Annotated in this window: 33 protein-coding genes; 22 read left to right on the forward strand and 11 right to left on the reverse strand. The window is 59.4% G+C overall.

The window, feature by feature from the left end; translation table 11 throughout:
* Positions 1–12 precede the first annotated feature (12 nt).
* Positions 13–519: a DUF1643 domain-containing protein gene (locus tag AZSP09_RS18445; protein WP_152091080.1), complete on the forward strand. Its 507-nt coding sequence runs from the start codon at positions 13–15 to the stop codon at positions 517–519.
* Here AZSP09_RS18445 and AZSP09_RS18450 read toward each other — a convergent pair whose 3' ends face one another.
* The gene (locus AZSP09_RS18450; RefSeq protein ID WP_152091081.1) at positions 520–1,332 is read right to left on the reverse strand and encodes a helix-turn-helix transcriptional regulator; all 813 of its coding nucleotides are present in this window, start codon (positions 1,330–1,332) and stop codon (positions 520–522) included.
* An 8-nt stretch (positions 1,333–1,340) separates the two neighbouring features.
* On the reverse strand, positions 1,341–2,396 hold the full coding sequence (locus AZSP09_RS18455) for an exodeoxyribonuclease VII large subunit (protein ID WP_152091082.1): 1,056 nt from the start codon (positions 2,394–2,396) through the stop codon (positions 1,341–1,343).
* A gap of 243 nt (positions 2,397–2,639) precedes the next feature.
* Here AZSP09_RS18455 and AZSP09_RS18460 point away from each other — a divergent pair, with 243 nt between their 5' ends.
* The 15 genes from AZSP09_RS18460 to AZSP09_RS18530 all read left to right on the forward strand — a co-directional run bounded on the left by AZSP09_RS18460 (position 2,640) and on the right by AZSP09_RS18530 (position 12,045).
* Entirely contained in the window at positions 2,640–3,527 is an 888-nt protein-coding gene (locus AZSP09_RS18460; RefSeq protein ID WP_152091083.1) for a PD-(D/E)XK nuclease-like domain-containing protein, read from the forward strand.
* A gap of 18 nt (positions 3,528–3,545) precedes the next feature.
* Positions 3,546–4,097, forward strand: a complete 552-nt coding sequence (locus AZSP09_RS18465) for a hypothetical protein (protein WP_152091084.1) — start codon at positions 3,546–3,548, stop codon at positions 4,095–4,097.
* 31 nt (positions 4,098–4,128) lie between these two features.
* Positions 4,129–4,362 (forward strand): hypothetical protein, encoded by a 234-nt coding sequence (locus tag AZSP09_RS18470; RefSeq protein WP_152091085.1) that lies wholly within the window; start codon positions 4,129–4,131, stop codon positions 4,360–4,362.
* A gap of 84 nt (positions 4,363–4,446) precedes the next feature.
* A complete protein-coding gene (locus AZSP09_RS18475; RefSeq protein WP_152091086.1) occupies positions 4,447–5,142 on the forward strand; it encodes a Mom family adenine methylcarbamoylation protein in 696 nt (231 codons plus the stop codon).
* 59 nt (positions 5,143–5,201) lie between these two features.
* Positions 5,202–5,618, forward strand: a complete 417-nt coding sequence (locus AZSP09_RS18480; RefSeq protein ID WP_152091087.1) for a hypothetical protein — start codon at positions 5,202–5,204, stop codon at positions 5,616–5,618.
* A 9-nt stretch (positions 5,619–5,627) separates the two neighbouring features.
* Positions 5,628–5,873, forward strand: a complete 246-nt coding sequence (locus AZSP09_RS18485) for a hypothetical protein (RefSeq protein ID WP_152091088.1) — start codon at positions 5,628–5,630, stop codon at positions 5,871–5,873.
* 130 nt (positions 5,874–6,003) lie between these two features.
* Positions 6,004–6,207, forward strand: a complete 204-nt coding sequence (locus AZSP09_RS18490; protein ID WP_152091089.1) for a hypothetical protein — start codon at positions 6,004–6,006, stop codon at positions 6,205–6,207.
* The gene (locus AZSP09_RS18495; RefSeq protein WP_152091090.1) at positions 6,204–6,383 is read left to right on the forward strand and encodes a hypothetical protein; all 180 of its coding nucleotides are present in this window, start codon (positions 6,204–6,206) and stop codon (positions 6,381–6,383) included. The genes AZSP09_RS18490 and AZSP09_RS18495 overlap by 4 nt, the downstream gene beginning before the upstream one ends.
* The gene (locus tag AZSP09_RS18500) at positions 6,370–6,642 is read left to right on the forward strand and encodes a hypothetical protein (RefSeq protein WP_152091091.1); all 273 of its coding nucleotides are present in this window, start codon (positions 6,370–6,372) and stop codon (positions 6,640–6,642) included. The genes AZSP09_RS18495 and AZSP09_RS18500 overlap by 14 nt, the downstream gene beginning before the upstream one ends.
* A gap of 6 nt (positions 6,643–6,648) precedes the next feature.
* On the forward strand, positions 6,649–7,797 hold the full coding sequence (locus AZSP09_RS18505) for a hypothetical protein (protein WP_152091092.1): 1,149 nt from the start codon (positions 6,649–6,651) through the stop codon (positions 7,795–7,797).
* A 7-nt stretch (positions 7,798–7,804) separates the two neighbouring features.
* On the forward strand, positions 7,805–8,089 hold the full coding sequence (locus AZSP09_RS18510; protein WP_152091093.1) for a hypothetical protein: 285 nt from the start codon (positions 7,805–7,807) through the stop codon (positions 8,087–8,089).
* A gap of 9 nt (positions 8,090–8,098) precedes the next feature.
* A complete protein-coding gene (locus AZSP09_RS18515; protein ID WP_152091094.1) occupies positions 8,099–9,001 on the forward strand; it encodes a hypothetical protein in 903 nt (300 codons plus the stop codon).
* A gap of 19 nt (positions 9,002–9,020) precedes the next feature.
* Positions 9,021–9,845, forward strand: a complete 825-nt coding sequence (locus tag AZSP09_RS18520) for a restriction endonuclease (RefSeq protein ID WP_152091095.1) — start codon at positions 9,021–9,023, stop codon at positions 9,843–9,845.
* Positions 9,846–9,944: 99 nt separating this feature from the next.
* Entirely contained in the window at positions 9,945–10,217 is a 273-nt protein-coding gene (locus AZSP09_RS18525) for a hypothetical protein (protein WP_152091096.1), read from the forward strand.
* A 154-nt stretch (positions 10,218–10,371) separates the two neighbouring features.
* Entirely contained in the window at positions 10,372–12,045 is a 1,674-nt protein-coding gene (locus AZSP09_RS18530; RefSeq protein WP_152091097.1) for a rhomboid family protein, read from the forward strand.
* 263 nt (positions 12,046–12,308) lie between these two features.
* Here the strand turns inward: AZSP09_RS18530 and AZSP09_RS18535 are convergent, their stop codons facing one another.
* The 5 genes from AZSP09_RS18535 to AZSP09_RS18555 all read right to left on the reverse strand — a co-directional run bounded on the left by AZSP09_RS18535 (position 12,309) and on the right by AZSP09_RS18555 (position 16,938).
* Positions 12,309–12,491 (reverse strand): hypothetical protein, encoded by a 183-nt coding sequence (locus AZSP09_RS18535; protein ID WP_152091098.1) that lies wholly within the window; start codon positions 12,489–12,491, stop codon positions 12,309–12,311.
* 15 nt (positions 12,492–12,506) lie between these two features.
* Positions 12,507–12,845 carry a hypothetical protein gene (locus AZSP09_RS18540; protein ID WP_152091099.1) on the reverse strand — a complete coding sequence of 113 codons (339 nt, stop codon included), beginning with the start codon at positions 12,843–12,845 and terminating at the stop codon, positions 12,507–12,509.
* 217 nt (positions 12,846–13,062) lie between these two features.
* Entirely contained in the window at positions 13,063–14,709 is a 1,647-nt protein-coding gene (locus AZSP09_RS18545; RefSeq protein ID WP_152091100.1) for an ATP-binding protein, read from the reverse strand.
* Between the two features lie 227 nt (positions 14,710–14,936).
* The gene (locus AZSP09_RS18550; RefSeq protein WP_152091101.1) at positions 14,937–15,386 is read right to left on the reverse strand and encodes a hypothetical protein; all 450 of its coding nucleotides are present in this window, start codon (positions 15,384–15,386) and stop codon (positions 14,937–14,939) included.
* A 223-nt stretch (positions 15,387–15,609) separates the two neighbouring features.
* Complete coding sequence (locus AZSP09_RS18555; protein WP_152091102.1) at positions 15,610–16,938, reverse strand: hypothetical protein; 1,329 nt, start codon at positions 16,936–16,938, stop codon at positions 15,610–15,612.
* Positions 16,939–17,152: 214 nt separating this feature from the next.
* Here AZSP09_RS18555 and AZSP09_RS18560 point away from each other — a divergent pair, with 214 nt between their 5' ends.
* Positions 17,153–17,437 carry an HU family DNA-binding protein gene (locus AZSP09_RS18560; protein WP_152091103.1) on the forward strand — a complete coding sequence of 95 codons (285 nt, stop codon included), beginning with the start codon at positions 17,153–17,155 and terminating at the stop codon, positions 17,435–17,437.
* Positions 17,438–17,523: 86 nt separating this feature from the next.
* On the opposite strand, the gene AZSP09_RS18565 is transcribed toward AZSP09_RS18560, so the two are convergent.
* The 4 genes from AZSP09_RS18565 to AZSP09_RS18580 form a co-directional block, all read right to left on the reverse strand.
* Entirely contained in the window at positions 17,524–18,585 is a 1,062-nt protein-coding gene (locus tag AZSP09_RS18565) for a DUF7146 domain-containing protein (protein ID WP_152091104.1), read from the reverse strand.
* Between the two features lie 227 nt (positions 18,586–18,812).
* Positions 18,813–19,205, reverse strand: a complete 393-nt coding sequence (locus AZSP09_RS18570; protein ID WP_152091105.1) for a hypothetical protein — start codon at positions 19,203–19,205, stop codon at positions 18,813–18,815.
* A 220-nt stretch (positions 19,206–19,425) separates the two neighbouring features.
* Entirely contained in the window at positions 19,426–19,896 is a 471-nt protein-coding gene (locus tag AZSP09_RS18575) for a hypothetical protein (protein WP_152091106.1), read from the reverse strand.
* Between the two features lie 223 nt (positions 19,897–20,119).
* The gene (locus AZSP09_RS18580; RefSeq protein WP_152091107.1) at positions 20,120–20,317 is read right to left on the reverse strand and encodes a hypothetical protein; all 198 of its coding nucleotides are present in this window, start codon (positions 20,315–20,317) and stop codon (positions 20,120–20,122) included.
* 634 nt (positions 20,318–20,951) lie between these two features.
* On the opposite strand from AZSP09_RS18580, the gene AZSP09_RS18585 reads away from it, so the two are divergent.
* The 5 genes from AZSP09_RS18585 (at position 20,952) to AZSP09_RS18605 (ending at position 24,437) form a co-directional block, all read left to right on the forward strand.
* Positions 20,952–21,371 (forward strand): hypothetical protein, encoded by a 420-nt coding sequence (locus AZSP09_RS18585; RefSeq protein WP_152091108.1) that lies wholly within the window; start codon positions 20,952–20,954, stop codon positions 21,369–21,371.
* 12 nt (positions 21,372–21,383) lie between these two features.
* On the forward strand, positions 21,384–21,629 hold the full coding sequence (locus tag AZSP09_RS18590; protein ID WP_152091109.1) for a hypothetical protein: 246 nt from the start codon (positions 21,384–21,386) through the stop codon (positions 21,627–21,629).
* 23 nt (positions 21,630–21,652) lie between these two features.
* Positions 21,653–21,928, forward strand: a complete 276-nt coding sequence (locus AZSP09_RS18595; protein WP_152091110.1) for a hypothetical protein — start codon at positions 21,653–21,655, stop codon at positions 21,926–21,928.
* 71 nt (positions 21,929–21,999) lie between these two features.
* A complete protein-coding gene (gene dinG, locus AZSP09_RS18600; protein WP_152091111.1) occupies positions 22,000–24,150 on the forward strand; it encodes an ATP-dependent DNA helicase DinG in 2,151 nt (716 codons plus the stop codon).
* Complete coding sequence (locus tag AZSP09_RS18605) at positions 24,147–24,437, forward strand: helix-turn-helix domain-containing protein (RefSeq protein WP_152091112.1); 291 nt, start codon at positions 24,147–24,149, stop codon at positions 24,435–24,437. Before dinG ends, AZSP09_RS18605 begins: the two co-directional genes overlap by 4 nt.
* Positions 24,438–24,659: the final 222 nt, after the last annotated feature.

A 24,659-nucleotide genomic window follows, 5' to 3' on the forward strand; every position in this document is an offset into this window, starting at 1 on the left:
ATCGGAGCGACGATGGCTGGCATCAACGACCTGTTCACCACATCGGGGGCCGTTTTTTCGGACTGCCAACGCTATCGTTACCGTCTATGGCGGACATGGGATAGCTCGAAGAAACCTCTTGTGATGGTGATGCTCAATCCGTCGATCGCGGATGCGGATCAGAACGACCCGACGGTCGAGCGTTGTCAGCGCCGGGCGTTGGCGATGGGATTCGGCGGCCTGCAGGTCACCAATATCTTCGCCCTGGTGAGCACCGACCCAGGGGCGCTCTACGAGACTGGAGACCCGGTAGGACAGGAGAACAACGCCGCTATCCTGGAAGCCGTCAAAGACGCCGGAATGGTCCTGTGTGCCTGGGGTACCCATGGCGCTCACGTGGGCCGCGCCAGGGAGGTTGTCGCGTTGCTGCGGGATGCTGGGGTCAGCCCCTACTGCCTTGGCCAAAACGCTGACGGATCGCCAAAACACCCACTCTATGTTGGGTACGGAATCTCGCCCATACCCTACGATCTGCTCTGATCAGATCTTCGTGCTGATCCCAAGTAAGGACGCCACAGAATAGCCGGTGGCCTGGGCGAGTCTGTTCAGCTGAGGGATGGACGGGCACGTTTTAATCGTGGCATCGTCGGTTTCCCAATTGCGCAAGGTCGGAACACTCACGCCGACCTCCAACGCCATCTTTGGTTGAGACCAGCCGAGGGCTTTTCTGGCCTCCTTCAGATTCCGCTTGAGGACGAGCAGATCCACGCAGAGATTTCCTGCATGAGAAGCCTCTTGAGGGGATGAGGTCGTTCCTCCCAGGCCCTCCGGGTAAGGCCTGACAAAATCCGCAACGGACATGTCAAAGAATTGGGCAATGTCGTGGATGGTTCTGAGCCGGACGCGCTGGTCCTGTTCCTCTGCGTCGATGCCCAGTCTGATGTTGGCAAACGTGCTGGGTCCTGCGCAGATTTTCCTGGACAAGGATTGCCAGGTGATTTTCCCTAGGGATTCCATGACCAGCTCCTCGAGGCGGCCAGCAATGAATTTGCGGATGTCAGCAGGGGAGTCCGTCAGCGATCTGGGCTTCGGTCGGTCGCAAGGACCCGGCCCAAGAAGCTGCCTCAACGGGACGCCCGCAGCCTCCGCAAAAATCGCCGCCACCTCCAATGTAGTACCGGCGGCATTGGGGTCGGTCAAACTTTTGAATGCGGCGACACCGGTGCCCGTCTTCTTCTGAAGGCCATAGAAGGTCGACAAGTGTTTCGGCAGCAAAGCCATCGTGGCGGTTACGTTCCTCGCCAGGTTGGCCATCAATTCGGAGTAGGACTTTGAGTCGGGCTTTTTCTTCATTCTGGTTCTCAGCGCGCAATCCAGACCAGGAATGCACCACAGGCAAATGCAGCAACGGCAACCCAGTATGGTATTCCAGCACGGGCGTTCTTCAGCAACTCGGTAGAGGTCTGGAGTTGGACCTGAGCCGCATTCCGCTCCTTCTCGAGGTTTTCTGCGCGCTCACGCGCCAGGCGTAGCTCTTTGCCGACCTCGCCCAGTAGTCGCTGTCGCTGCTGGACGCGCTCCCGGACATAGGCTCCGGCCTGCGCCGGCGTATTGGCCGAAAAATCTGAAACTAGATCACACAAAGTCGCGTTCCCGGTGTGGCCCAGGCCGACGACGCGGTGCGCTTTCTGTTCCGCGAGGGCCATGAGGACTCTGGGGTCATCGAAGACTTCAAAATCGGCGGCATCACCACCACCACGGATGATCATCACGATGTCGTCGGCGGTTGCCTCCCGGATCGCCATAGCAATGGCCACGGGGTCGAGCATGTTCACCCGGACAGGGAAAACGCCCACGGCGTCACCAAGCTTGGTCAGCTCCGCCATGCAATCGTTGGCGACCTGGGCAGCCGCCGAGGTCGATTGGATCATGGTGATGGAGATTGAATCGCGATCCGGGAACGGAACGCGCCAGAGTGATAGCGCCCGCAAGCGTTCGAGGGTCATCCGTCCCTGCTGGACCATCGCAGTGGGCGCGGCCTCTTCCTGCTCTCCAAGCTGGATATCCGTTGCCGCCAGCTTTACCTCGACGCCATAGTTTCCGGACTTGATCACCAGGCGCCCGGAGAGGATCACGTTCTGCCCAGGGACGATTCCCCTGCTGGCCACCAGCGAGGCCATGATTTCGACCTTGGCTTGCGCGCCGCCGTCATCAACGACCTTTGCCCCATAGAAATACTTGCCGCTCGCGCGCCCAGGGTCTGTCCAGCGCCCCCGCAAGCGGATCATCCCCGCCATCTCTGGAAGCTGAGAGACGGCCAGGCGCTCCAGGAGCAGCGAGGTGAATTGCTGGCAGGTGCCGGGCGTCACGTCGGCAAAGAGAGCCGAGGCTTCAGGCATCGTAGCGTTATCGTTCATCGTGATCTCCCAACCAGAGGGGAGCCTTTTCGGGCTTGAGGCGAGCAGGTTTCATTGCGGTTCCTTTCCACCCTCGAACGTACCAAAAGGAGGGCGTTGGTTCTCATATTTTTTCCGCGCGAGATGTGGTTTCTGCTGTCCTGAGTGGACGTGGAAAGCGTAGTGGCAGGGGCCATACTTTTTCCAGAAACGCCTAGGGCAGGTTGGCAAACTTGACTCAGTAAAGAACAAGGAGAACCCGCCATGTCCGCCGCCGTTGCCATTGCCGCAGTACCGGAGCCAGCTGTTATTGATGCGCCACTACCCTCGCTTCGAGATATTTTCGGGCAGCTGCACTGCCGCCCCGATATCCCGAACGAGGTGTATCACGCTGACCGCTCCTGCGTCTCGTCGTCCGGACTCAAGGAAATTCTGCGTTCTCCAGCGCACTTCCAAGCCTACTTGCAGGGTGCCAATCGCAAGGAAACGCCGGCCATGTTCTTGGGCACGGCGGTCCATACCCGACTGCTCGAACCTCATCTGTACGCCGCCGAATATGTGGTTGCGCCCATCTCGGACAAGCGCCTGAAGGAGTACAAGGAATTCGAGATCGCCAACGCCAACAAGAAGATTCTTACGCCAGACCAGATGGCCGTCATTGAGGGCATCGCGCAAAGCGTTTCCCAGCACACTTCGGCGGACACGTTGCTGCGAGCTGGCCTCGTCGAGCACTCGATCATTTGGCAAGACGAAGAAACCGGGATCTGGCTAAAGATTCGGCCCGACTGCTTGTGCGTCGACTTCGACACCGGAATCTGTCTGGACGTGAAGAAGACCACGGACGCTTCCCGGCATGCCTTCAAATGGGCCTGCGAGCGTTACCACTACGACCTGTCAGCGGCGATGTATCTCGAAGGCCTGCGCCAAATCTTCAAGCGCGACTTCGACTTTGTTTTCCTGCCGATCGAAGAGGATGCCCCCTACGGTTGCGCGCTCTATGGCGCACCCGACGACATGCTGCAAGACGGAAAGCGCCTCTTCCGTAAGGCCATGCGCGAACTGAAACAGTGCCTGGATTCCGGGCTCTGGCCGTCGTATCAGCCCGATGGCGACTACGAGCTTCTGGATTGGCGTCCCCGCCGGTACTACTGATTCTTTGGAGCAGATTTCATGATCGAAAAGACCATCTCACGCACCCGCGCCGTTGGCGCGGCCACCCTCACCGCCACGGTGTCCCCGTGCAGCTGGATGTATCCGGGGTACGGCCTGCAGATTCAGATCCAATTGGCTCCGAACGGAGGAACAGCGTTCCTCCACAGCAAGGGCAAGGCCTTCGCTGATGCCACCGAGGCCGATATCGACGCAATGCTGGAGTCGGTGAAGCTGGTCCAGTGCTCGCGTTGCGGCAATCTCGCTTTCGACCCGGAGACGGTGAGCACCAACCGGGCTGGCAAGTGCGAGACATGCTTCATGGGCGATCTCGACAAGGAACTTGATGCCGCGCGGAAGAAGGATGCCGACAAGCTGAAGCGCGCTGATGCCCGGATGAAGACCAAGGGAATGACTCACCGCGTCGACGCATGGGTGCATCCGGCCGCTGGCGGCGATGACTACCTCGTCAGTCTCTACGTGAATGGAGAGCCCACGAAATCCCTCATCCAGAAGGAACTGAAGAAGCTGAAGAGCTCGGTTCTGGACGATTACACCATTCAGGCGCTCTAGCCTGTCCCTTCAACCAACGCAGGAACTTGCCATGCCTCTCATTCTGATTCCGCTGCTGTTCGCCGCCATTCTCTTCTTTGCTCCGATCGCTGCCGTGCCGGCGATCACTTCGGTTGCACAGGTTCCGATCCCGGCAGACGTCGTTGAGCTCCATTACACCCGGAGCGGCATTGTCCGCCTGAATCGCACCACCGGCGCAACTCGCTTTACGCCGTATCGCGTGGCTGGTGACCTCGATCGCCGCCGTGACCAGCGCCTTGCCTGAAAAATGCAAGGCTCGCTGCCCCTTGATTTTTCCCGCTGCCAGCGATGGCGGGATGGACGGGATCGATACCGGCCAGCGGGTGAAGTGTTCGACCACCGTCATGCGACCGTCGAACGAATCGATACCGCTACTGCGAAAGCTTTTGTGACTCGGCACCATTATGCGCACAGCTTCCCGGCAGCCCGGTTGAACGTCGGCTTGTTCGTCAAACGCCCATTCCAGAAGGAAACCCTGTCCGGCGTGGCGACGTTTTCCGTTCCAATGACACAAGCTGTTATTCCCGCGCTGCTGGACGGCCTGCCAGCCTCTCAAGGCGTCGAGCTTGGCAGATTCGTCCTTCTGGACGAGATCGAAGCCAACGGCGAGAGTTGGACCCTTGCCCGTGCATTCCGGATACTCCGCCAGTCCCTGCCAGAAGTGTGTGGTGTCGTCAGCTACTGCGATCCTCACCCCCGCCTGACATCTGACGGCCAAATTGCGTTCAAGGGGCACATTGGCACCATCTACAAGGCTATCAATGCGACGCCGCGCGGACGATCGAAACCCCGCACGCTTCTTCTCACCCCGGATGGGTCGGTGGCCAACGAGCGAGCCTTGGCAAAGTTGCGGAATGGCGAGTCCGGTGCGGACTACGTGGAGCGTCGCCTGCGCGATCAGGGAGCCACGCCGCGGCGCATGGGCGAGAGCGGAGCCGACTACCTGGCCCGAATCCAGGAGGAGGGGTTCTTGCGGCGGCAAAGGCATCCAGGCAATTTCGCCTTCAGTTGGACCTTGAAATAGCGCCGTACGATGCAAGTGGTATATCTTTGCTTCCAAACCGAAATCACGAAAGGAAAGTCATGTCCGTCGCTATAGAGCAGATCAAGCCGGGGGCTGTGTTCCGGTTCAAAACGGCGTCTCGCCGGGTCACAGGCGTCAATGCGGGCAATGTGACTTGGGAATATGCAGACGGCCAAAAGCGTGGCGGCAGACGCTCTGGCACCCAATGGATTCACTACTTCAAGTCCGACGCCATCGAGCAGATTCCGGATCCTGCGGCGGCGGTAGAAAGCCGCAAGCTCCTTTCAGGGCGTGAGGTGCCGAGCCTGGCTGAGTCAATCGCCGTGACGCTGAATACGCACTGCCCTGCCAAGTGGGCGGTGGTGGACTTGGAAACCGGCGAATTGTGGGGGCACGATGGCGCGCAATTCAAGCACCTCTCGTCCCCCGAGGCGGCAGAGGTTGCCGCCGTGGCAAAACAAGCTGCCAACAAATAGGACAACATCGTGAGCCGTACTGCCTCAACCGCCCCCTATGGTTCGCCGGAGAATCCGTGGCGCCGTCCGGATGGGACGGTGATCGCTTGCGTCGAAAAACTGAAGGTGTTGCGGGAAAACCTGGCGGAGCTACGCCAGTGCGCCCTCGACGCCCTTGAGGACGCTGTGCTGATGGGCTGCGATGAGGCCCAGGTCAAAGAAGCATTTCTGGCCGAGATTCAGGCCCTCCAATCCGGCTACTCGCCGGCGGACTAGCTCGACTATTACGTCATCCAGCCGGTCCTTCACGGACGGCTTGTGCCTGCTTCTGCGCGGCGCAGATATTCCAGAAATACCCCTCCCTGGTTGGCAAACTTCCCCTCGTCATCAACACGAGTCACCTCACATGGACCGTTACGACGAAAACCATCAGCGTTACACCAGCGATCCGCGCTTTCCAGCGGTCGAGGCCAAAGCCAAAGCGAAAGGGTTTCGCAAAGCGACCGCCAGCGAAGTCCGCGCGAGTGCCCAGCGCGCCTCTTGGGCACCTGATCTGTTCTGTGCGTATGGCGGCCTGTGGGTCAAGGAAGCCGAGCCGCACAGCACATGAACGACGCAGCAATCAGGGACCACCTGCGGGAAATCATCCGCGACTACTGGGGAATGAGCATGAAGGAAATCGAGCACGTTACGGGCTTTCCGCGCCGGATGCTTCAGAAGAATCTGGATGCCATGCTGGCCGCCAAAACCGTCATCCAGGAGGGAGGGCGCTATGTTGCCCGCTGATCCTTCACCCAACGAGGCCCGCGTCATCGTTCCCGGTGACGAGGAGCGCCTGATCGACGTGGCCACCCAGGCTATCCGGGACGAAATGTTCGTGATCCACAACGGCGCTCGGGTGATTGTGTGCTCCATCATCCCGGTGGGCTGGAAAAAGCTCGCCATCCGGGACAGAGACCTGGCGAACCGTCCAAAACTCCGTCTAACCCCCAGTCTGGAGCGGCATTTCTTGGTTGCCGCCAATGACAACGGCACCCAAAATTAGCCCGCCATGGAAAATACCCTCTTCTTCGCCTCGCTTACCGCCGCGCAGCAGCGGAAATTCATGGCTTTTGCCGAGGCTTACGGTCGCGCCTACGAAAAAGGCCAGGGCTGTGCCGACCCCAGAATTCTCTCCCTACCCCATCACAAGCGGGTGGCCCAAAACGATGCGCTAGCCCTCGAGGCTCGCTTCCTGGAAGAGTTCGCGCCGGCAGTCGTCGCCGAATCCAAGCGTCCCGGCACATCGCGTCACGATATCGCCACGGTGATGTTCGAGTGTTATCCCGATCTGGCCCGCGTCATGTACCAAGGACGGATGGACGTGCTGTGCGATATCGGGCTCCGGCTGATGGTCTTTCATCAGCGGGTCCGTTCCTTCCAGACCACCGACGCCCTGGAGTCGATGCTTCACGATACGGACTTCGGTCAGGACATCCCGGCCGAATGGTTCCACCCGCCCTTCGATGAGATCTACATCGAATTCGGCGAGCACCGCCACTTCCCAACCGAGATGACGGATCCCTTGTCTGGTGAGCATGTGGTCGAAGGGTGCTACCTATTTGCCGGCTTGACCCCCTCTTTGCACGGCCGGGATCTAGTTCGAGGGTTCGACCTCATCATTTTTGGCAGTCCGGTCGGCAAGAGCGGCGTCATGGACGATTGTTTCACGCACCTGGGACTGCCCTTCAGCGACGAGAAGATGCCAATCTCGGCTCTGGTGGATCAGGTTGTCGAGCATTACCGGGCGCGCTCCGACTTCCCCAATGCGCATGTGGTCAGGCCCGTGATCGAGCACGTCGCCAAAGTGCTGGTCTATCTCGGGACCAAAGAGGCTCGTCAGCGGGAAGTTCGTGAGGGCACGGATGCGTTCAAGCGGATTTCCGGCCTCAAGTCGTCAGCAAAGCGAGAGAAGGCCGCGCGTCAGGCAGCCAGACTCTACGACCGCATCGTGGTGGGTCCGTGCAGCCTGCCGTCCGAACTGGATGCCATCCACGCTATCCGCGCCGCCGGCGTCCGCCCTCATATCCGTCGTGGCCACTTCCGCGCCCAGCCTTACGGTCCGCAGCATTCCCTGCGTCGCCCGCAGTGGATTCAGCCGATGATGATCGGGCGCGATCACATCGCTGGCACAGCTCAGCCCAGCTACGTCATTCAATAGGTCGCCCATGCTGCGCAAGCTCTCCCAAACCTTCGTTGTCGTCATGCTGTTTGCGTCCTGCTGGCTGACCTATTTCATCCTGCTGGCCGCAAACCTGCCGTTGCTGCAGAAGGTATTCAAGATGGTCAGTTCCGACGGTGGCTGGCTGACCATCCTTCACCACAAGAACGGCCCCCAACTGATCGGCCTGTGCGTCGGGATGGTCCTGGCCGGCAATGTCGCCTGGCTGGTTTCCAAGGTCTTCGAGAAGCGATTCGTCGAGATCTGGGCCCGCCCACGGCCCTTCGTCTGAAAGACCTCCATGATGCGTCGCTCCCTCTTCCCTGTTCGCTTTGTTCTCGCCCTGTTGGCGTTGCTGGCTTCGTCCATCGCCAACGCCGCCAACTACCCGGCCAAGATTCAACGGATTGACCTTGAGGGCGGCGCGGCGCTGTATGCGATCAATGACGGTCCGGCAACGCTGAAGATTTCTCTGGAGCTGACCAATTCAATCAACGTCTCATCCGACCAAGCCTGGCCCGTGACGGCAACCCTCCCGCCGCACAGCCAGAAGACCCTCGCCTTTCTGTTCCCATCGAATCCCGGAATCCCTTTCCAATGGGACTTCAAGCCCACTGTCACGGTCTCCTCGGTGGCCACCGACAACCCAGCCTCCGCCGGCAGCAGCGCGTCCGGGAAGGACATACGGGAGGAAGCCCAGGCAGAGCTACGGCGCCTTCTCGAGCCGGCCGCGCGGATGTCGATGAAACTGAGTGGCAAGCCATGGCCCGGAAGCGATGGAGCCGCCAAGCATGTCACCGGGCAGACGGTGGACGATGCTCTTCCGTTTCTGCTACGGGCATACGCGCTCTTTCTGTCGATCACCCTTGGGGCACGCCTACTCGCCGCCCTTCGGATGAAGAACTGGTCTCGTGCAGCTGTCACGTTCATGGCGGCCGCCACCATCGAATATGGCGTGCTGTTCTACCTCGGCGCGGATTTCATCGACCTCCGGAGCTGGCACATCGAAGGCTTCAAGGCATTCGCCATGCATCACGAGTGGTCCATCCCGATTATGGCCGGCGTGTTGATCACCTGCTGGGCAACTGCCTTCTTCCTGCTCCATGAGGACATGGACCGGACCGTCTATCAAACCTGGCCTCCCAATCCTCGGGACGCAAGGAATACCGTCTACTACAAACCCAAGACCGACAAGATCGGCTGACATCAAGAGGGAAAACACCATGTCCCGTAGAAACGCCAGTCTCTTCGACGCCATGCTCGACATCGCATCTCTGCTGCCGTGGCAGGCCAGCCTCATCATTGCCGTTGGGGCCTATTTCGGCTTTCACCACCTTGCCTCCGCCCCCCCGCAAGCTCTCGCCGCAGCCGGCGCTCACGACCTGGCCAACAATGTAGGCAAGCAACTCCTGATGGGGCTGTCGGCGATCCTTCAGTACGTGATCCCGTTCATCTTCGTTCTCGGGGCCTGTATTTCCTTCTTCAGCCGGCGCCGGCAGCGCGCGTTGCATGCCCAGGTGGCCAACCACCCCAGCCACACCGCCCTGGGCGAAATCTCCTGGCAAGACTTCGAGGTCCTAACCGCCGAGGTGTTTCGACGAAAGGGGTATCGCGTGGTCCAGCGCGGCGGGAATGCACCGGATGGCGGCGTCGATCTGGAGCTGTGGTCCGGAATGGACAAGTACCTTGTGCAGTGTAAGCAATGGAAATCCACCAGGGTTGGCGTGGCCATCGTGCGCGAGCTATACGGGGTCATGGCGGCGGAAGGTGCCGTCGGCGGCTTTGTGGTTGCGGCCGGCGAGTTCACCGCCGACGCGAAGAAGTTTGCCGAGGGCCAAAGCATCGAACTGGTGTCTGCCAACCTGATGCTGCGGCTGATCGCTCAGACCAACTCGGAAAGCAGCCCCTATCCAGACGAGCAGCCAAACTGCCCCCGTTGTGGAAGCGAAATGGTCAAGCGATCGGCCACGCGCGGGGCTATGGCGGGCTCTATGTTCTGGGGTTGCCCGAGGTATCCGGCCTGTACCGGTACCCGCCCGATCGATTAGGACTTGGTGGCATTGATGATGGTTCAGTACCTGAAGAGACTCACCGCGCGAGCGCCGGCGGCGGCCAATGAGCCAATCAGGCCGTCTTCAAGGGATCCAATGGAATTCTCCCTCTGCTACAAGCTGCGACGTGACGCCCTGGAAATCACGGCCCGGATGCCGGGGGATGGCAAAGGCTTGTCGGCCGAAACGCATGCGAAGCGATTGATCTGGGTACAGTCTCGCCTGCTCGAGGCCATGTGCAGCGATCCTGCTCTGACTGAAAGGCAACGATCCGTCCTCATGGCGTTCCATAGCAAGGCTTTGCGGGACCTGATTTCTGATCGCCGCGGGGCCCGACGGCGGGGCAATTTGAGCCCGATGGTGGCCTAAAGTCGACTCCGGGCGTATTTCCACATCCATTCCTACGTCCAACCCCCCTGTTTCGTCTGCTTTTCCTGATTGCCGCCCCCCTTCCCGGCCTTGAAAATGTCGTCTTCGCCTTGACTGTGGCGAGCAACGACTTCGGGCCTATCAGGGAGTATCCGTGAACAGCAAATCGCAAGTGATCCAACCAGGGATCGAATCCTTCTTCTCGTCCAATCGGGGCGAGGCGTACAAGTCTCGAATGCTGCTTTGGGGTTTTGCCCTGATCGGCTTCACTATCTCGATGCTGCGCGCGCCCCATACCGGGACGAGTGTGGCCGTAATGGCGGTCTCGTTTCTGGTCCTCATCGGCCTGGTGGATTACTTCCTCCTCCGTCAGTTCCGTCCTGGGCAACTGGTGCTCCAGGTCACTGATGAAGGCATCGAGTCCCCCATGTTGTCCGGACCAAAGAAGAAACTGCCGTGGGAATCCATCAAGGGCGTTTCGATCCAGGCAATTCATGACCAGCCCTGCTTGGTCTTCGCGCTTTCGCCGGATCTCGGGCTGCCCGACAAAAAACACTTCCTGACCGGCTCCAACCCTTCACGTCCGCACATCTCCCTTGCAGGGCTGGATGCCCGTGCACAGGACCAGTTGGCGGAAGCGATCGGGCGTCGCCTGCGCAACCGGAGTGACCTGTCCGCAGTGGACATCACGAATCCTGTCCGCGAGGTCAGGGAATTCATGGAAAGCGTCCGCGAGCTCGCCCCTATGCCGTGGGTCACCTCATTCCTGGTCGTGGCCAACGCAGTCGTCTGGATCGCCATGGTCGCCGCCGGCGCCAAGATCCTCGGGTCACCGATCTCGATGCTCTACGAGTGGGGCGCAAACTCTACTTCGGCGGTCCAGAACGGACAGGAATGGCGCCTGCTGTCTTCGATGTTCCTTCATGGAAACGTTTTCCACCTGGTCATCAACATGGCGGCCCTGGTCAGCGCCGGCCTGATTGTGGAGCGCATCTACGGGCACCGCCTCTACGCGCTGATCTACTTTGCCTCCGGTGTTGTGGGCAGTTCGCTCAGCCTCTATTTCGCTTCGCAGACCACCGTTGCCGTTGGCGCATCTGGCGCGATCTTCGGCGTCACCGGCGCACTGTTCGTTGCGATCTTCCAGCACCGCAAGCGCCTGCCGAAGTCCTTCAGCAAGCAGATGATCACCAGCTTGAGCTTTTTCATCACCTACTCGATCATCCAGAGCCTGACGAAGACCGGGATCGACACTGCAGCGCATATTGGCGGCCTGGTGGCTGGCTCGGCGCTGGCGTATATCCTCCCGGAGCGTCTGAATATCGAGGCATTCCATCGGCTACGGCTTCAACGTGGCGTCATTGGTTTTGCGCTTGCCCTGCTGGCCACCGTTGGCCTGGTGCATTTCGCCCCCGAAGCAAAGGTCGATGTCGAGAAGTCGATTCACGGTTCGGCAACCGTGGCCGTGGGGATGAAGCAGTTTGCCGAGCTGATGGCGTCGCTCGATCAGGAGGAGAAAGACGTCGCGGCCGGCAAGATATCGATCAAAGAAAGCGATGAGCGAAGCCGGAGTGTTTTCGCTCCCAGGATGGCTGAAGTCCTCAAGACCCTCCGCAACGGCTACCTTCCCCCCAGCGACCCGCGTATGCCGGTGCTCAAAGCAACGATCCGGATGGGTGAGTTGATGGAAGAGTCGCTTGCAATGCAGTCGGTGTTTCAGCCGGGGAGCAGTATCCCGGTGCCAGCCGACCCGGCCAGAGCGGCGGAGATCAAACAAGAGATGGTGGCGGTGATGGCTACGATCAACAAGGCTGGCAGCAGCCAGTAAGCACGGTCATTCTCCAGATTTTGGACGAAAAAAAAGCAGCCCGAGGGCTGCTTTAATTTTTGCTGCGAAACTTCGTTCCTTAGCGTTTCCGTTTCCTTGATGAAGCACTGGAGACTTCGACGCTGGCGTTCATAAAGCGAGCAGATCCGCTAGCGGACAGCTCCTCCCGGTGGTGCTGCTTTCTGCAAGGTTCTTGGAGGAGCCCTGTAGAAAGCCCCTTCGCCATGGGCGGAGGGGAAGGTGCGAAGGTTTCAGCAGCCTGGTCAGGCGGCTTGTTTTGCCTTTGCGATTGCAAGGTCGGCCATGAAGCACGCCGAGAGAATGTCCAGGACGCGCATCCATGCCACTTCACGACCAAAGCGCTCAATGATCTCGAGGGCGCCCGGGTCGTTCCGGTGCTTCTCGCGGAGCGAGTTGTAGGTTGCGCAGAACTTTTCGTAGCCCATGATGCGGCTCCTCGCTTAGTCGCCATTCAGAATCGACATCGTTCGCGCCCGACCAGGCGTGAACTTCCCGGACCATTCGTGTCCTTGTTCGCGGGCAACCTGGCGGATGCGCTGCTTGAAGGACTCCTCGCTAACTTCCTTGTGGAGATCGCAGTGAGCGGTCTCCACGGCGAGGAGGAACTGGATATCGGAAACAGCAGTCTGGAGTGCGGCCTGCAGACGCTTGCGGCCGGCGATCTGGTGCCCAATGAGAGCAGCAGCGATCGCGGCAATAGCGGCTGACAGGATTCCTCCAACTGCCTGGATGATGGCGGACTGAACAGCGGGGTCGGTGACGATGATTTCAAACGCCATGGTGGCCTCCACAGGATGTGCCCGCGGAGAACACCGCCGGAGGCGGCCCCCGGGGCGATTGAGATACCCAGCCGAAGCTGGATTGAAGCGGCTGATATCGCACAGCGCGCAAGCGTTTTCCCAAACGGGAGAAAACCAGACTTTCTTGAGTAGCCTGTCCGTTCAGGACTGCTCAAGAAAGGTCTCTCCCAAAGGGAAAGACCGAAGACAACCGGGCTTATTCAGCCGTGATCGTCATGGTGCCGTCTGCGTCGAACTGCACGCGGAAGCTGTTATTGCGGAGGTTGGTCTTGTGACGGACGCCAGCGTTGTAGAGGCACTTTTCAAGGGTCTCCACAGCAGGCTCACCGGACAGGATCGCAACCAGGTCGTCAAAGCGATCAGCGTCGATCTCGTAGTCGGTTTCGCAGTACGTATCGTTGGAGTCGGTATAGGTTGATGCCTGGCGCAGGACGTACCCGGCACGAGTGATGCCCTTGGGCACCAGGAACGTGCGGGAGCTTCCCCAATCGCCGGACCCGACAGCCACGGCCTCGGTCAGAAGATGAGTCACGCCGGCGATCGTAACCGCCAGGTTCTCCATCAACTTCACGTCGCCATCGACCCAGCCACCGCTGAACTCGTCTTTGGCCACGACGCGGCCGCTAACCTTGACCTCTTCCTCTGCGAGATCTCGCAAGTGCTGCACCGCCCAGTGTTGCGACGGCAGCTCGTGCGAAACGAAGAGAACCTGGGCTTTCTCCGCCCACATGAGGCGGGTGAAGTCATCGCCCTGGTCTTCCTCGTCGAAATCCCGGAAGAGCATTACTGCTCCCGATACCACTTGGGCTTGAGTTACCTGCTCACGGTTGTGATACAGGAAACTGTCACCGTCGCGGCGCTGCACCGGCGTCTCACCCACGTAGGTAAGGACCTTGGTGGGCAAAACAGGCACGTCCACCATCAGGTCGAGGCATCCCGCGCGCTTCGCATTTGACCAGCAGGTCTCTACGAAGTCCGCAGCGGACATCTCAGCCTTCTTTGCCACCAGATGCTCCCGCCAGATCTCCTTCAGGGCCACGTCGAAATCCTTGGCTGCCTGTTGGGGGTCAATGAGGCTGTCGCGATCCGGCATGCGCGGCGTGTATCGCAGGTGGTCCACATGCACGATCGGGCGAATTTCTCCGCCGTAGTGCGAGGTGAAGCCTGAGACATTGACCGGCAGGCCCTGGCAGTACACATAGCCCATGGACTCGAACTCGGGCTTGGAATCGTTATGAATTCCAGGCACGTGGACGAACCCCACAGACGTTTGCGTTCCAACCAGGTTGGCGTGTGCGTGCGGCCGCGGCATCTCGTCTCCCTGCCAGAAGACAGGAATGGCGAAGCCTTTGGCATAGGAGGCGAGTGCTTGGCCCACCTTCACTGCATCGAGCTTGCAGTGCTGCAGCGTGATGCGGGTGCCGCCGATGAAACTGGACGGCTCGACTGCGATTTGGCGCTTGGCAATCAGATCCTCCGAGGAGAACACGATCTGCTTGCCTTTGCTTTCGACAAGGACGCTCTCGGCGGCGAAGCTAACCGAGAAAAAGCCGATGCCAAAAGGACGTTCGCTGTCCATCGTTTCCTGTGACCAGCCCGACTCGGCTACCGTGATGAGAGCACGGAAGTCGGCGATACCGCAGCCGTTGTCCGTGATCGTCAGGGAGGATTCCGAGACGTCGTAATCGAACACGACTGAGCTGGCACCAGCACGCCGGCCGTTCTGCAAACATTCCGCGAGGACGGTGGTCGAGGTACTGAAGAGCGTTTTCAGGTGCTCCAGGAAGCGGGATTCGTTGACGCCGCTGGTGATGCTGTTGCTTTCGAGTGCTGCTTGGTTCATGGCAAATCTCCTTGCAAGGATTCTTGCGGGCAGCACTCCCCGGCGGGGAGATGCCCCCGCAGGGTTGAATATCCCCAAGGCCCGTCGGCCAAGGGAAGATTGCGGTCCATAACGCAGGACACGCGGGCGTTGGCCTCTCACGAGACAAAATCTTTTCTCAATACCATGCCGAAACAAGGTGTTCAAAAAAGAGAACCCCAGACTTGGGGTTCTTCTAATCCGCAGAACTAAGCATCGAGAGCTATCTGCGGCTTATGCACGTATCGTTCATATCTTCCCGTGTCTTCATTTTCAATCAAACCATCAAGCGAAAACTCAGATTGGGAAACTTTGATCGCATGGCGCACAGCGTCCAGTAGGTTGGTGGCGGGATAAGTTGCTACGCGCCACGAGACATCCATTCCGGTACCCCATGGCTGATATTCATCAGCCACAACGTAGAAGAATTGCATGTTTTCCGAGACCCGTACTTCAACCCACTCTCCCCAGCCGGGGCTGGTTTTTGAAGTCCATAGTAGATACCCGTCAATAATGGGCTCCCACCACGTTGATTCACCGTCTTCGGAAGTCACCTGCTTTTCGTCATCCGTGTAGCACGTCGGCAATTGCTGAACGCCCGCCTTATGCAGACTTAAAGCTACCGCCGCCTTCTGAACCTCTGTCATTGGATCAAACATGGCAAATCTCCTCATAAGGATTTTTGCGGTAATCCACCCCTGTCGGGATTTGGACCCGCAGGGTTGGTGTACCTCAAGGCAACTTGCCAAGAGATGAAGCGATCCATTTCGCAGGATCGTTAGCGTTGGCCTCTCACGAGACAAAACCGGTGGCTTTCTTGAAGGGCCTGAACTTCCAGGGCTCTCAAGAAAACCGCCCTTGCGGACGGTAAGGAACGAATCCTTAATGGACGGTTTGGCTGTATTCCAGCGCCTTGGCGAGCACGATTGCATCGAGCTCGTCTTCAGCATACTGGCTGCCGAGATGACCCCAGCTTTCAGTTTCCTCGTCCTTGATGATCCGGCCGGTAGAGCGATCGATCACGTAGCACAGCACGCCATAGACGTTGCCGTTCACCCAATCGTTGTACTCCTCGAGCACGCCCTTGCAGTATTCCACTGCCTTGGCGTTCATCAGGGAGTCCAGCGCCTTCCGGTCGATGAACATGGAACTCGCCGCGACCATTTGGTCGAGCGCTTCACGCCACTTCCAGCCTTTGCCTTCACCCACCCAGGTTGAACCGTCCAGGGTGAATCTGGCATGCAGCGGATCGGTCTCACTGCCGAGCGCACCAAACCATGCGACCTGGCCGACTCCCAACTCCGACAGCACATTCGACCGAATATTGTCGATGGCATCATCGTCAGGCACCCAAACCGCCGCAGCGCGGGAGGTGTCCCAGGCGCAGTTCATCCCGGTACCGCTCACGGAGTAAGCGATGCCCGAGTGCTCATAGATATCGAGCGGAACAGCGAGAGGGCTACCCACTTCGCCAGCTGCGAACGCTTCATCCCAGCAGGCCTCGGCCTCCGATTCGGAGAAGAGATCCGCCAGGGGCTGAAGAGCATCCTGCAGCTTGCCGTCCATATGATTCCAGAAGCGGACGCCATAGAGCGCGTCAACAACGTAGTCAATGGCATATTCCCAGCCTTCCTGTTCGATCGCGAACCGAAACACGGTTTCCAGGGAGGCCTTCGATACGGGACGGCCGGTGGCACGCAAGCGGTGCAGCAGCCGCGTGAGCGTCGAGAGATCGTTACCGAGCCCTTTCATCACACGCTTCACGATCCGGTCCGCAACGACTTGGCACGAGAAATCCTTGTTGCCGTCGCCGTCGAGACCGAGCGCCGCGTAATAGCTGCGCTGCTCATCGGCATCTCCACGCCGTTTGCTGACGTGATAAATGTTGCCGTTGGCCGTGCCGGGTTCGCAGGGATTCAGGTGACTCGAATCCTGGTCATAGGCGAGGCCAGCAGCAATGATGATGCCCTGGTTGCGATCGAGGACCACCATGCGCTCCTCGATATCCGGAGAGATGCGCATGCAGCGGCGAACATCAATGGTGTCTCCGTCCGGGTTGTCGCCGGACATCAGAACCTCATCGATGCTGTAAGACACTTCCACAACCCCAGGCAACGCTTGAGCGCGCATGGAGAAGGAGACGTTTTCCAATGCAACGACCGTTTCCGGCCGAAGAATGTTATTGAGTGCAGCTTCTTTGTTGCTAAACATGGGACACCTCCGATAAACAGGGGCCCATGCTCCCCAGTGGGGAATGTGGCCCCACAAGGGAAAGACGATAGTGATACTCGTCAGTGGCAGGTCATAACGCAGACCAGTTCGCGTCCTCGGGCACCCGAGAAAACCAGAAACCCCAATGTCAGGAGGTTATGATCTGTTTGGAGGCATTGATTTGCCTCGCAATTCATCACTAGGAGAAAACCCAATGAATAAATCCGAACTCGTGGACGCCATTGCTGCCGGCGCCGACATTTCCAAAGCTGCTGCGGGCAAGGCCCTGGACGCTGCTATCGACACCATCACCGCTGCCGTCGCCAAAGGCGATCAGGTGACCCTCGTGGGCTTCGGTTCCTTCAAGGCATCCTCCCGTGCCGCGCGCACCGGCAAGAATCCGAAGACCGGTGCCGAGATCAAGATCGAGGCGACCACGGTACCGAAGTTTTCCGCCGGCGCTGCTTTCAAGGCGGCCGTGGCGAAAAAGAAGAAATAACTTCTCGCTCAGCTTTCCGGACGGTCTGCATCAGGCCGTCTGGAAAACTCCCCGACAAGTCGGGGAGAAGTTGGTGAATCATGTAATTAGGCTGCCTTGAGAGCATTGACACCCTCCAGGACATCCAGCCAGTCAATCCCTTTCCTTCCTTCAGGGATATCACCGGGCGGAAGTTCAACGCCAGCCTGGATACCGCATTTCCACAGCCGCTCCGCCAAGGCCTTCGCAGCTTCCTGCCCATGACCGCTTGGGTGGAATTTGCTCGGGCTGTCCTTGTCGGCAAAGACCGTAACGCGCTTGATGCCTGGAGGAGGAACGAATTCCGCCATCAGACCAGCCGTAACGGTTGCCCAGCAAGGAATGCCGGTCATTTCCGTTACTGCCAGCGCAGTCTCGATGCCTTCGGCCACCGCAAGGGTGTCCGTAGCCGGGAACAGTCGAATTGCCGATCCTTGCAGCGGGCGGTAGCTCGCATGAGGGCACAGCTTCTTCGGCGACTCGACAGGGGCCTTGCGACCATCTTCCGAGAGGAACGTCCGGTGAATGGTCACCGGGGTGCCATCAGGCGACATCACGCAGGCCATGAAGCCTGGGAAATGCCCGACCAGCTCGCCCTTCTCGTAGTAGGCCATCGACGGATGAAAACGGACACTCTGGAGGTTGCGGGGCAGCTTCAGCCCACGGCTCACCAGGTACATCCAGGCGATCCGAGCGTCAGCACTCTTGATGGACAAACCACCATTCCAGAGAGCCACGAGACGATGCCGGATGGCAGCATCTTCGCGGGCCGTGTCACGCTTGCGCGCTTCACGATGGACAGGAGTCAGCTGGGGCTTGTCACCCAAGATCATCCGACCAATCTCCGAAAGCGAGTCCTTGAACGTCCAGTCATTCACCGCTCCGATCAGCGCAATGCCGTCGGGCCAGTTTCCGCAGGTGCAAACGCCACCACCTGAGTCAACAACGTCGCGATAGACCCGGAAATCGCCAGAACCCCCATGCATCGGGCAGTCGATATGCACCAGACCCGGATGGTCCAGCGCAGAAGATATCGACGGCGCCAGGGACTGGATGATCCGGTCCCACATGCCAGCGGCTTTGGCCTTGACTTCCTTCTTGCAGATATCCGAAAAACGGATGTTCGACATGGTGTTTCCTTCACACAAAAGGGCACCATGCCCCCTGTCGGGAGATGGGCCCGACTAGGGGATCCTCACCAAACATCGGGGAGGGAAGCAGCTCATAACGCAGAGCCGTAAGCGTTTCCGATCACTCGGGAAAACTTTGCTTTTCGCCGCCCCCGTTGGCACAGGAACGCTGAGAAGCCCCCTCCAGAAGGAAGGGGAAAAGGTTGCAGATGCCAGGAAGCGATGCGTTAGACCTGCATCGCCAGATCGGCGTAGTAGGCATCGAGCGCAGCTTCGCGGTCGTCCGCTTCAGCCTGATAGTAATCACGACGCTGCAGCAGCGCCTCCAGGATGGCATCCACCAGGAAGGTGTAGGCCTCATCAGAAGAATTCTCGTGCCCAGAACTGTGGCGCGACACGATTCGATACTGCTGATCCGGATAAAGGCGCACTTGGTATTGATAGTAGTACCGCCGATCACTGCCGACGCGACACGACCACAACACCACCCCCTCTTCCGGGATGGAGCTGATGGCGATCTGGGTCGCTGCAGCCACGGCAGCCAAATAGGCGGCCTTGGCAAAGGGAATGACCTTGCTACTGGACTTACGCAACGAGGCGATCATGGGAAAGCTTTTCATGGTGCAACTCCTTGGTTGAGAAGAGCACCACTCCCTGTCGGGAATTGTGCCCCGACGGGAACCTCACTTGGGTGAGGATGGTTAGCAGCTCATAACGCAGAGCAGTAGGCGTTTCCGATCACTCGGGAAAACCGACCATGCAGCTTTTCGGAGCGTCCTCAGCGAAGGCGCTTTGAAAAGCTCCCCAACCAGAGGCCAGGGAGAACTGCCGGGCACCACCTCAAAACCGCGTGCGAAGAAATGCGGAACGAGCGGCGCCATCGATCGCCATGCGGTTGCCGATCACCGCGGAGGCAGAGCCAACCGTGGAATCGATGAGAATGTTTCCGATGCTGTTTTGCTCGGCGCGAACAGCTTCCTGACGCGCTTCCATCGTCTTGTACTGCGCATAGACTTTGGTGAGACGCATCATGACTTCAGGCTTTTTGGCCTCGCGTTGATCTTCGGGGTACTGGGCCAGGATCTGGTCAGCAGCCTTTTCGATTTCGGCGTTTTCGCGCAGCCTGCGTTCTTCGTCGGATTCCTTCGGTGTGACGGCATCCTTCACCGAGGCGACGACAGCATGGCCAGCCTTGCTCAGGAGACGCGAGCTCGCATCTACGAGAAGACCAGTCAGCAGATCGGCCCGCGCGGGAGCGCTGGCAGCGATGAGCAGAACAAACAGGACGGACAGGGAGAGACGTGCTTTCATGGTGGAACTCCTTCGTAAACGAAAAAGGGCACCATGACCCCTGTCGGGGAAGGTGCCCCGATCAGGGAATTGTCGCCAGGGGCGACGGTAAGCGGCTTCGATCACGTCCGAAGCAGTAAGGGACGAGCTGATAACTCAGCCAGGTAAAGAGTCTTGTTTATGCAGCCTGGTGGGCCTCATAAAGAAGACCCCTCGAAAAATCGAAAGGGTCTAATACTGCGAGTTAACGACGATGGGAGGAAAGGGCGGGCTTTGCATCACGATACGCATGGAGCGCAGCGGAAAGCTTGGCACCGACAAATCCGAGGACGAAGCCGAAGAGCACGATTTTTCCAGCAAGCAGAGCCTGTTCAAAAGAACGGCCAGCAACCAGATAGGCGATGCTCAGAGCAGCGATCCAGACAATCATCATAACTTTCATCACTGTGTCTCCAAGAAGGGGACACCGTGATCCCTGTCGGGATGGTGTCCCGAGAGGGTGGATACGCTGGAGCGGAATAACCCCGTGGGGCTATTCTCGCTTGATCCAGCGGCGATCAACTTCTGCAGAGTCGATCTGAAATTCCATTCTTGATATGTACAGCACATATCTTCATGACGAGCGGAAACCGCACGTCAAACGAACCTGATCCAATCAAGGGTCAGCCAATGAAAAACTTGGGGAGTCCGATGCGGCCGCATCGAAAAAATCCGTCACAGAAGTGACAGAGAGTTGACCTGGGTGAAGTCCATTGCCAAGGACAGGTCAAGAACTAGCCTACGACCGCAGGCCAGAGTCCGGAAGACGGAAGCTTTGTAAAAAGCTTCGCGACCGAAAAAGCAGGTTGAATATCGACAACCCGTAAGACGCCAGTGAGATTGCACCGGAACAAATGAAACCGGTGGGCGGTACTCAGCCCTTCGCGGGAATCCTATCTTCAATTCGCCTAAATTGCAAGCCCCCGATTCAACCGTCATTGAATCCTGCTGGTCCGTTACGGACGGGGTGTGTTGGCGGTACGCCAGATCGCCATTTTTCCAGAAATGCCCTGGTCGCTTCCATAAGCTGCCAAGGCATGAACACATCCACCTTCATCGACAACGAGCTGCGCAACCTGGAGATCCGGGGCCGAATGGCCCTCGAGCAGATCCACCGCAGCACGAACATCCGCGAGGTCATTGCCGGGATGAACGTTCCAGTGCCCGCAATGCTCCGCAGCCTCCGCAACTCGGTGTCCTCGCTTAGCCGCATCGAGCGCACCGCCTACGGCCGGGCCGAAAGCATTGTCCGTGCTCAGCTGGCTGCCCTGGCCGAGGAAGAGGACGAGCAGTCCTTTCTGCGGCACCGCGGCCGCCTCATGACCGAGTGGCGACAAATCCAAGGGCGATTCCCCCGCCTGGCCGCCTTCATCCAGGTCGAGAGCGAACGCCTTCGCGCGAAGTACCGCGCCCCCATTCACATCACCTCGGCGCCCGCCGCCGTCATTCATTCGTAAGGACCTTCCCTCATGGCTGCAATCGTGATCAAGGCTTTCATCCTCTGCGCTACCGACAATCCGGAAGAGGCAGAAAACGCCGTGTTCGCCGCCCTCAACAGCGGCGTCTTCGAGTCAGCGAGTCCGATCCTGGATTTTGTCACCGGCGTCGAGCAGACCGTGCCGGTTACCGAAGACTACGAAGACGGCACCTTCGTCCGCATGGTCCCCTCGGCGGCCTTCCTGCGCACAGCCAACCCCATGCAACTTCCCTGCTGACACGAGCCCTTTGGAGACCGGACATGAAGCTTCTCGGAAAACTGTTGACGCGGGCATTTTCCCCCTCCAGAAAGCGGAGCTCACCCGATCCGCACTACCGGGCATTTCGGAAGCTGGTCAGCCGGCACAAGCTGGATTATCGGGTCACCGGCGACGGCTACATCGAGGTGCGGCCCTGCGCCGCCCTCCCCCGCGGCCTGAAGACGATTCACCACGACTGGCAAGAGACTCAGACCCGTATCGAGCACTGCATCACCACTCCGGATGCAGTCGATTCGGACGGTTACTACGCAGAGTAGAACTAATTCCAAACGCGCCCAGGTCAGGTCGGTAGCCTTGGAAACAGATCAGACATTACCGACCGACGTCCATGCTCACCGAAGACACCAAACAAGAAATCCGCGACAAGCTGGCTGCCATCTCCAAGGTCATCCCAGGCTTCCGTTCGCGCCCGGCACAGCGGGTCATGATCGCCGAAGTGGCGAAAACCCTGGGCCGCTGCCCGGACCCTGGCCCGAATGCCGGCAAGCCGGTCCCGGGGCAGACGGTACTGGTCGTCCAAGGTTCCACCGGTACCGGCAAGTCCTTGGGCTACGGCCTTGCCGGCATGATCATGGCCATGCGCAAGGGCAAAAAGCTGGTTATCTCCTCGTCGACCATCGCGCTGCAGGAGCAACTGACTACCCGCGACCTCCCCCTTTTCAGCCAGGCGGCGGGCATCAAGGTGTCGATCGAGCTCGCCAAGGGCCGGACCCGGTACGTCTGCCAGTACAAGCTCAACCAGGCGATCGGTGACATGCAGCAGATCACCATGTTCGACCGCAAGGAGGAGCGCGCCGCCAGCGAAAGCGACTCCGATGTGATCCGGCAAGATCTCGAGGCCATGGCCAAGGAGTTCGCTGAAGGTCGTTGGAATGGCGATCGCGACACGCGGGAATCGGTAGCCGACGAGGTGTGGAAGTCGATCACAACTGACCGCCACGGATGCCTCAACCGCGCTTGCCCGTCCTACAAGAGCTGTGCCCAGATGGCTGCTCGCAGGCGCCTGCGGGATGCGTCCGTGATCGTCGCCAACCACGATCTGCTCCTCGCTGACCTGGCGATGGGCGGTGGCAAAATCCTCCCGTCTCCGGAAGAATGTTTCTACGTCATCGACGAGGCTCATGGCCTTCCTGAAAAGGCGGTCTCCAGCTTTGCCTCTGGCCATTTCATCAACGCTGAGCGCCGGTCTGCTGAAAAGCTGGCCAACCTGGCCGCCTCGCTTCAAGACGCTCTGGGGACGGCGTTCGAGCCCACGTGTGAGCGGATCCACGATGAGGCTGACCGGTTGCGTTCCGACCTCAGCGACGCCTACGGCTTCCTCTCGAGCCTTGCTCAGCTCCGGGCGACCACCGAATGCCCGCGGCCGACGCTCGAGTTCGAGGACTCCTGCCTCCCCGAGGAATTCTTCGAGATCGGCGAAAACATCAAGAACCTGACGAACAGCCTGGCCGGCCTGCTGGATGAGTGCCAGGGTGCCCTCAATGACCGGCTCGGCACCGATCGCAGCAAACAAGCGCTGTTCGAGAAGCTGCTGGCCGACGTCGGCTTCCAGCTGGGCCGGATGGAAGAGGTGAACACCACCTGGACTCTCTTCCTCGAGGAACCCGGTGAGAATGCCCCGCCGGTGGCCAAATGGATTGAGACCGTCAGCTTCAAGAAGAACAGCGTCGACTACCAGATCAATGCATCTCCGGTGTTCGCCGGCGGCTACCTGCGCAACCTCCTCTGGGAAAAGGCTGCAGGCGTGGTGCTGACGTCCGCCACCATGACCACACTGGGGAACTTCGACGATTTCCTCCGCCGGACCGGCCTTGCTTCCTACGACGTGCCGTGCGTGGATCTGCCCAGCCCGTTCGACTATGCCACCCAAGGCCTCATCGATATCCCGAAGATGCCGAGCCCAAAAAACTACGACGCCCATACCAAGGCAGTTACCGATCGCCTGGTGGACGACATGACGAAGCAGGGCCCTGAAGGGATGTTGGTGCTCTTCACCAGTCGGCGCCAGATGGAAGACATCGCCGGCCGGCTGCCGAAAGAGTTGCGTGCCCGGGTACTGGTCCAGGGCGAGCAGTCCAAGGCTGCGATCATTGCCGCGCACTGCGCCGCAATCGATGCTGGCAAGCCCTCAACGATTTTCGGCCTGGCATCATTCACCGAGGGCGTCGATCTTCCCTCGAGCTACTGCACCCAGGTCGTCATCACCAAGCTTCCGTTTGCTGTGCCCGACAGCCCGGTACTGCGCACGTTGTCCAGCTGGATCGAGCGCCGCGGCGGAAACCCTTTCATGGAGATCTCGGTACCGGATGCCGCGCGCAAGCTCGAGCAATCCGTCGGCCGTTTGATCCGTACTGAAACTGACCACGGTCAAGTTGTCGTTACCGACCCCCGTCTGTGGGAATCTCGTTTTGGCCGCGCAATGCTGCGCGGATTGCCGCCCTTCCGCGTGATGGCGATGGGCAAGGAGGTAAGACCATGAGCTTGAAATACCCTGTCACCTGGAGGCTGCGCGAATGCATGCAGGCCGCCAAGATCGATACTGTCACCGAGCTGCACAACCGGATCAAGGCGATCGCCCCCGATGCGATCAAGTATGCCCAGCTCGCCCGGATCGTAGAATCGCCGCCGGCGCGCCTCAACCTGCAGACTCTGGCGGTGCTGACCATCGTTCTCGGCTGCCGCCCGGGCGACATTCTGGATCCGCGGCCGGACGATGTGGTGCCGACCGAGGAGGATGCGTCGAAGAAAAAACAGAAACGCCCGTGACGGCCCGGTATAAGTGAGTCATGCAGTGGCAAAGCCGATTTCCCCGTACATTACGGACGACTATGCCGAATAGTTTCACAACTCGCTGCTCGCCGATCCCGACAGGGTTTGGCTGTGGCAACAAACTTGGAGCACACTCATGCTAAAGCTGAACATCCGCAGCTCGCTCGCATCGCCTAATCTGCCCACAAGGCGGAACCGCATGCGTTTTCGCGAAAGGAA

The organism is Azospira sp. I09 (genome assembly GCF_009177135.1).
GTDB lineage: Bacteria > Pseudomonadota > Gammaproteobacteria > Burkholderiales > Rhodocyclaceae > Azospira > Azospira oryzae.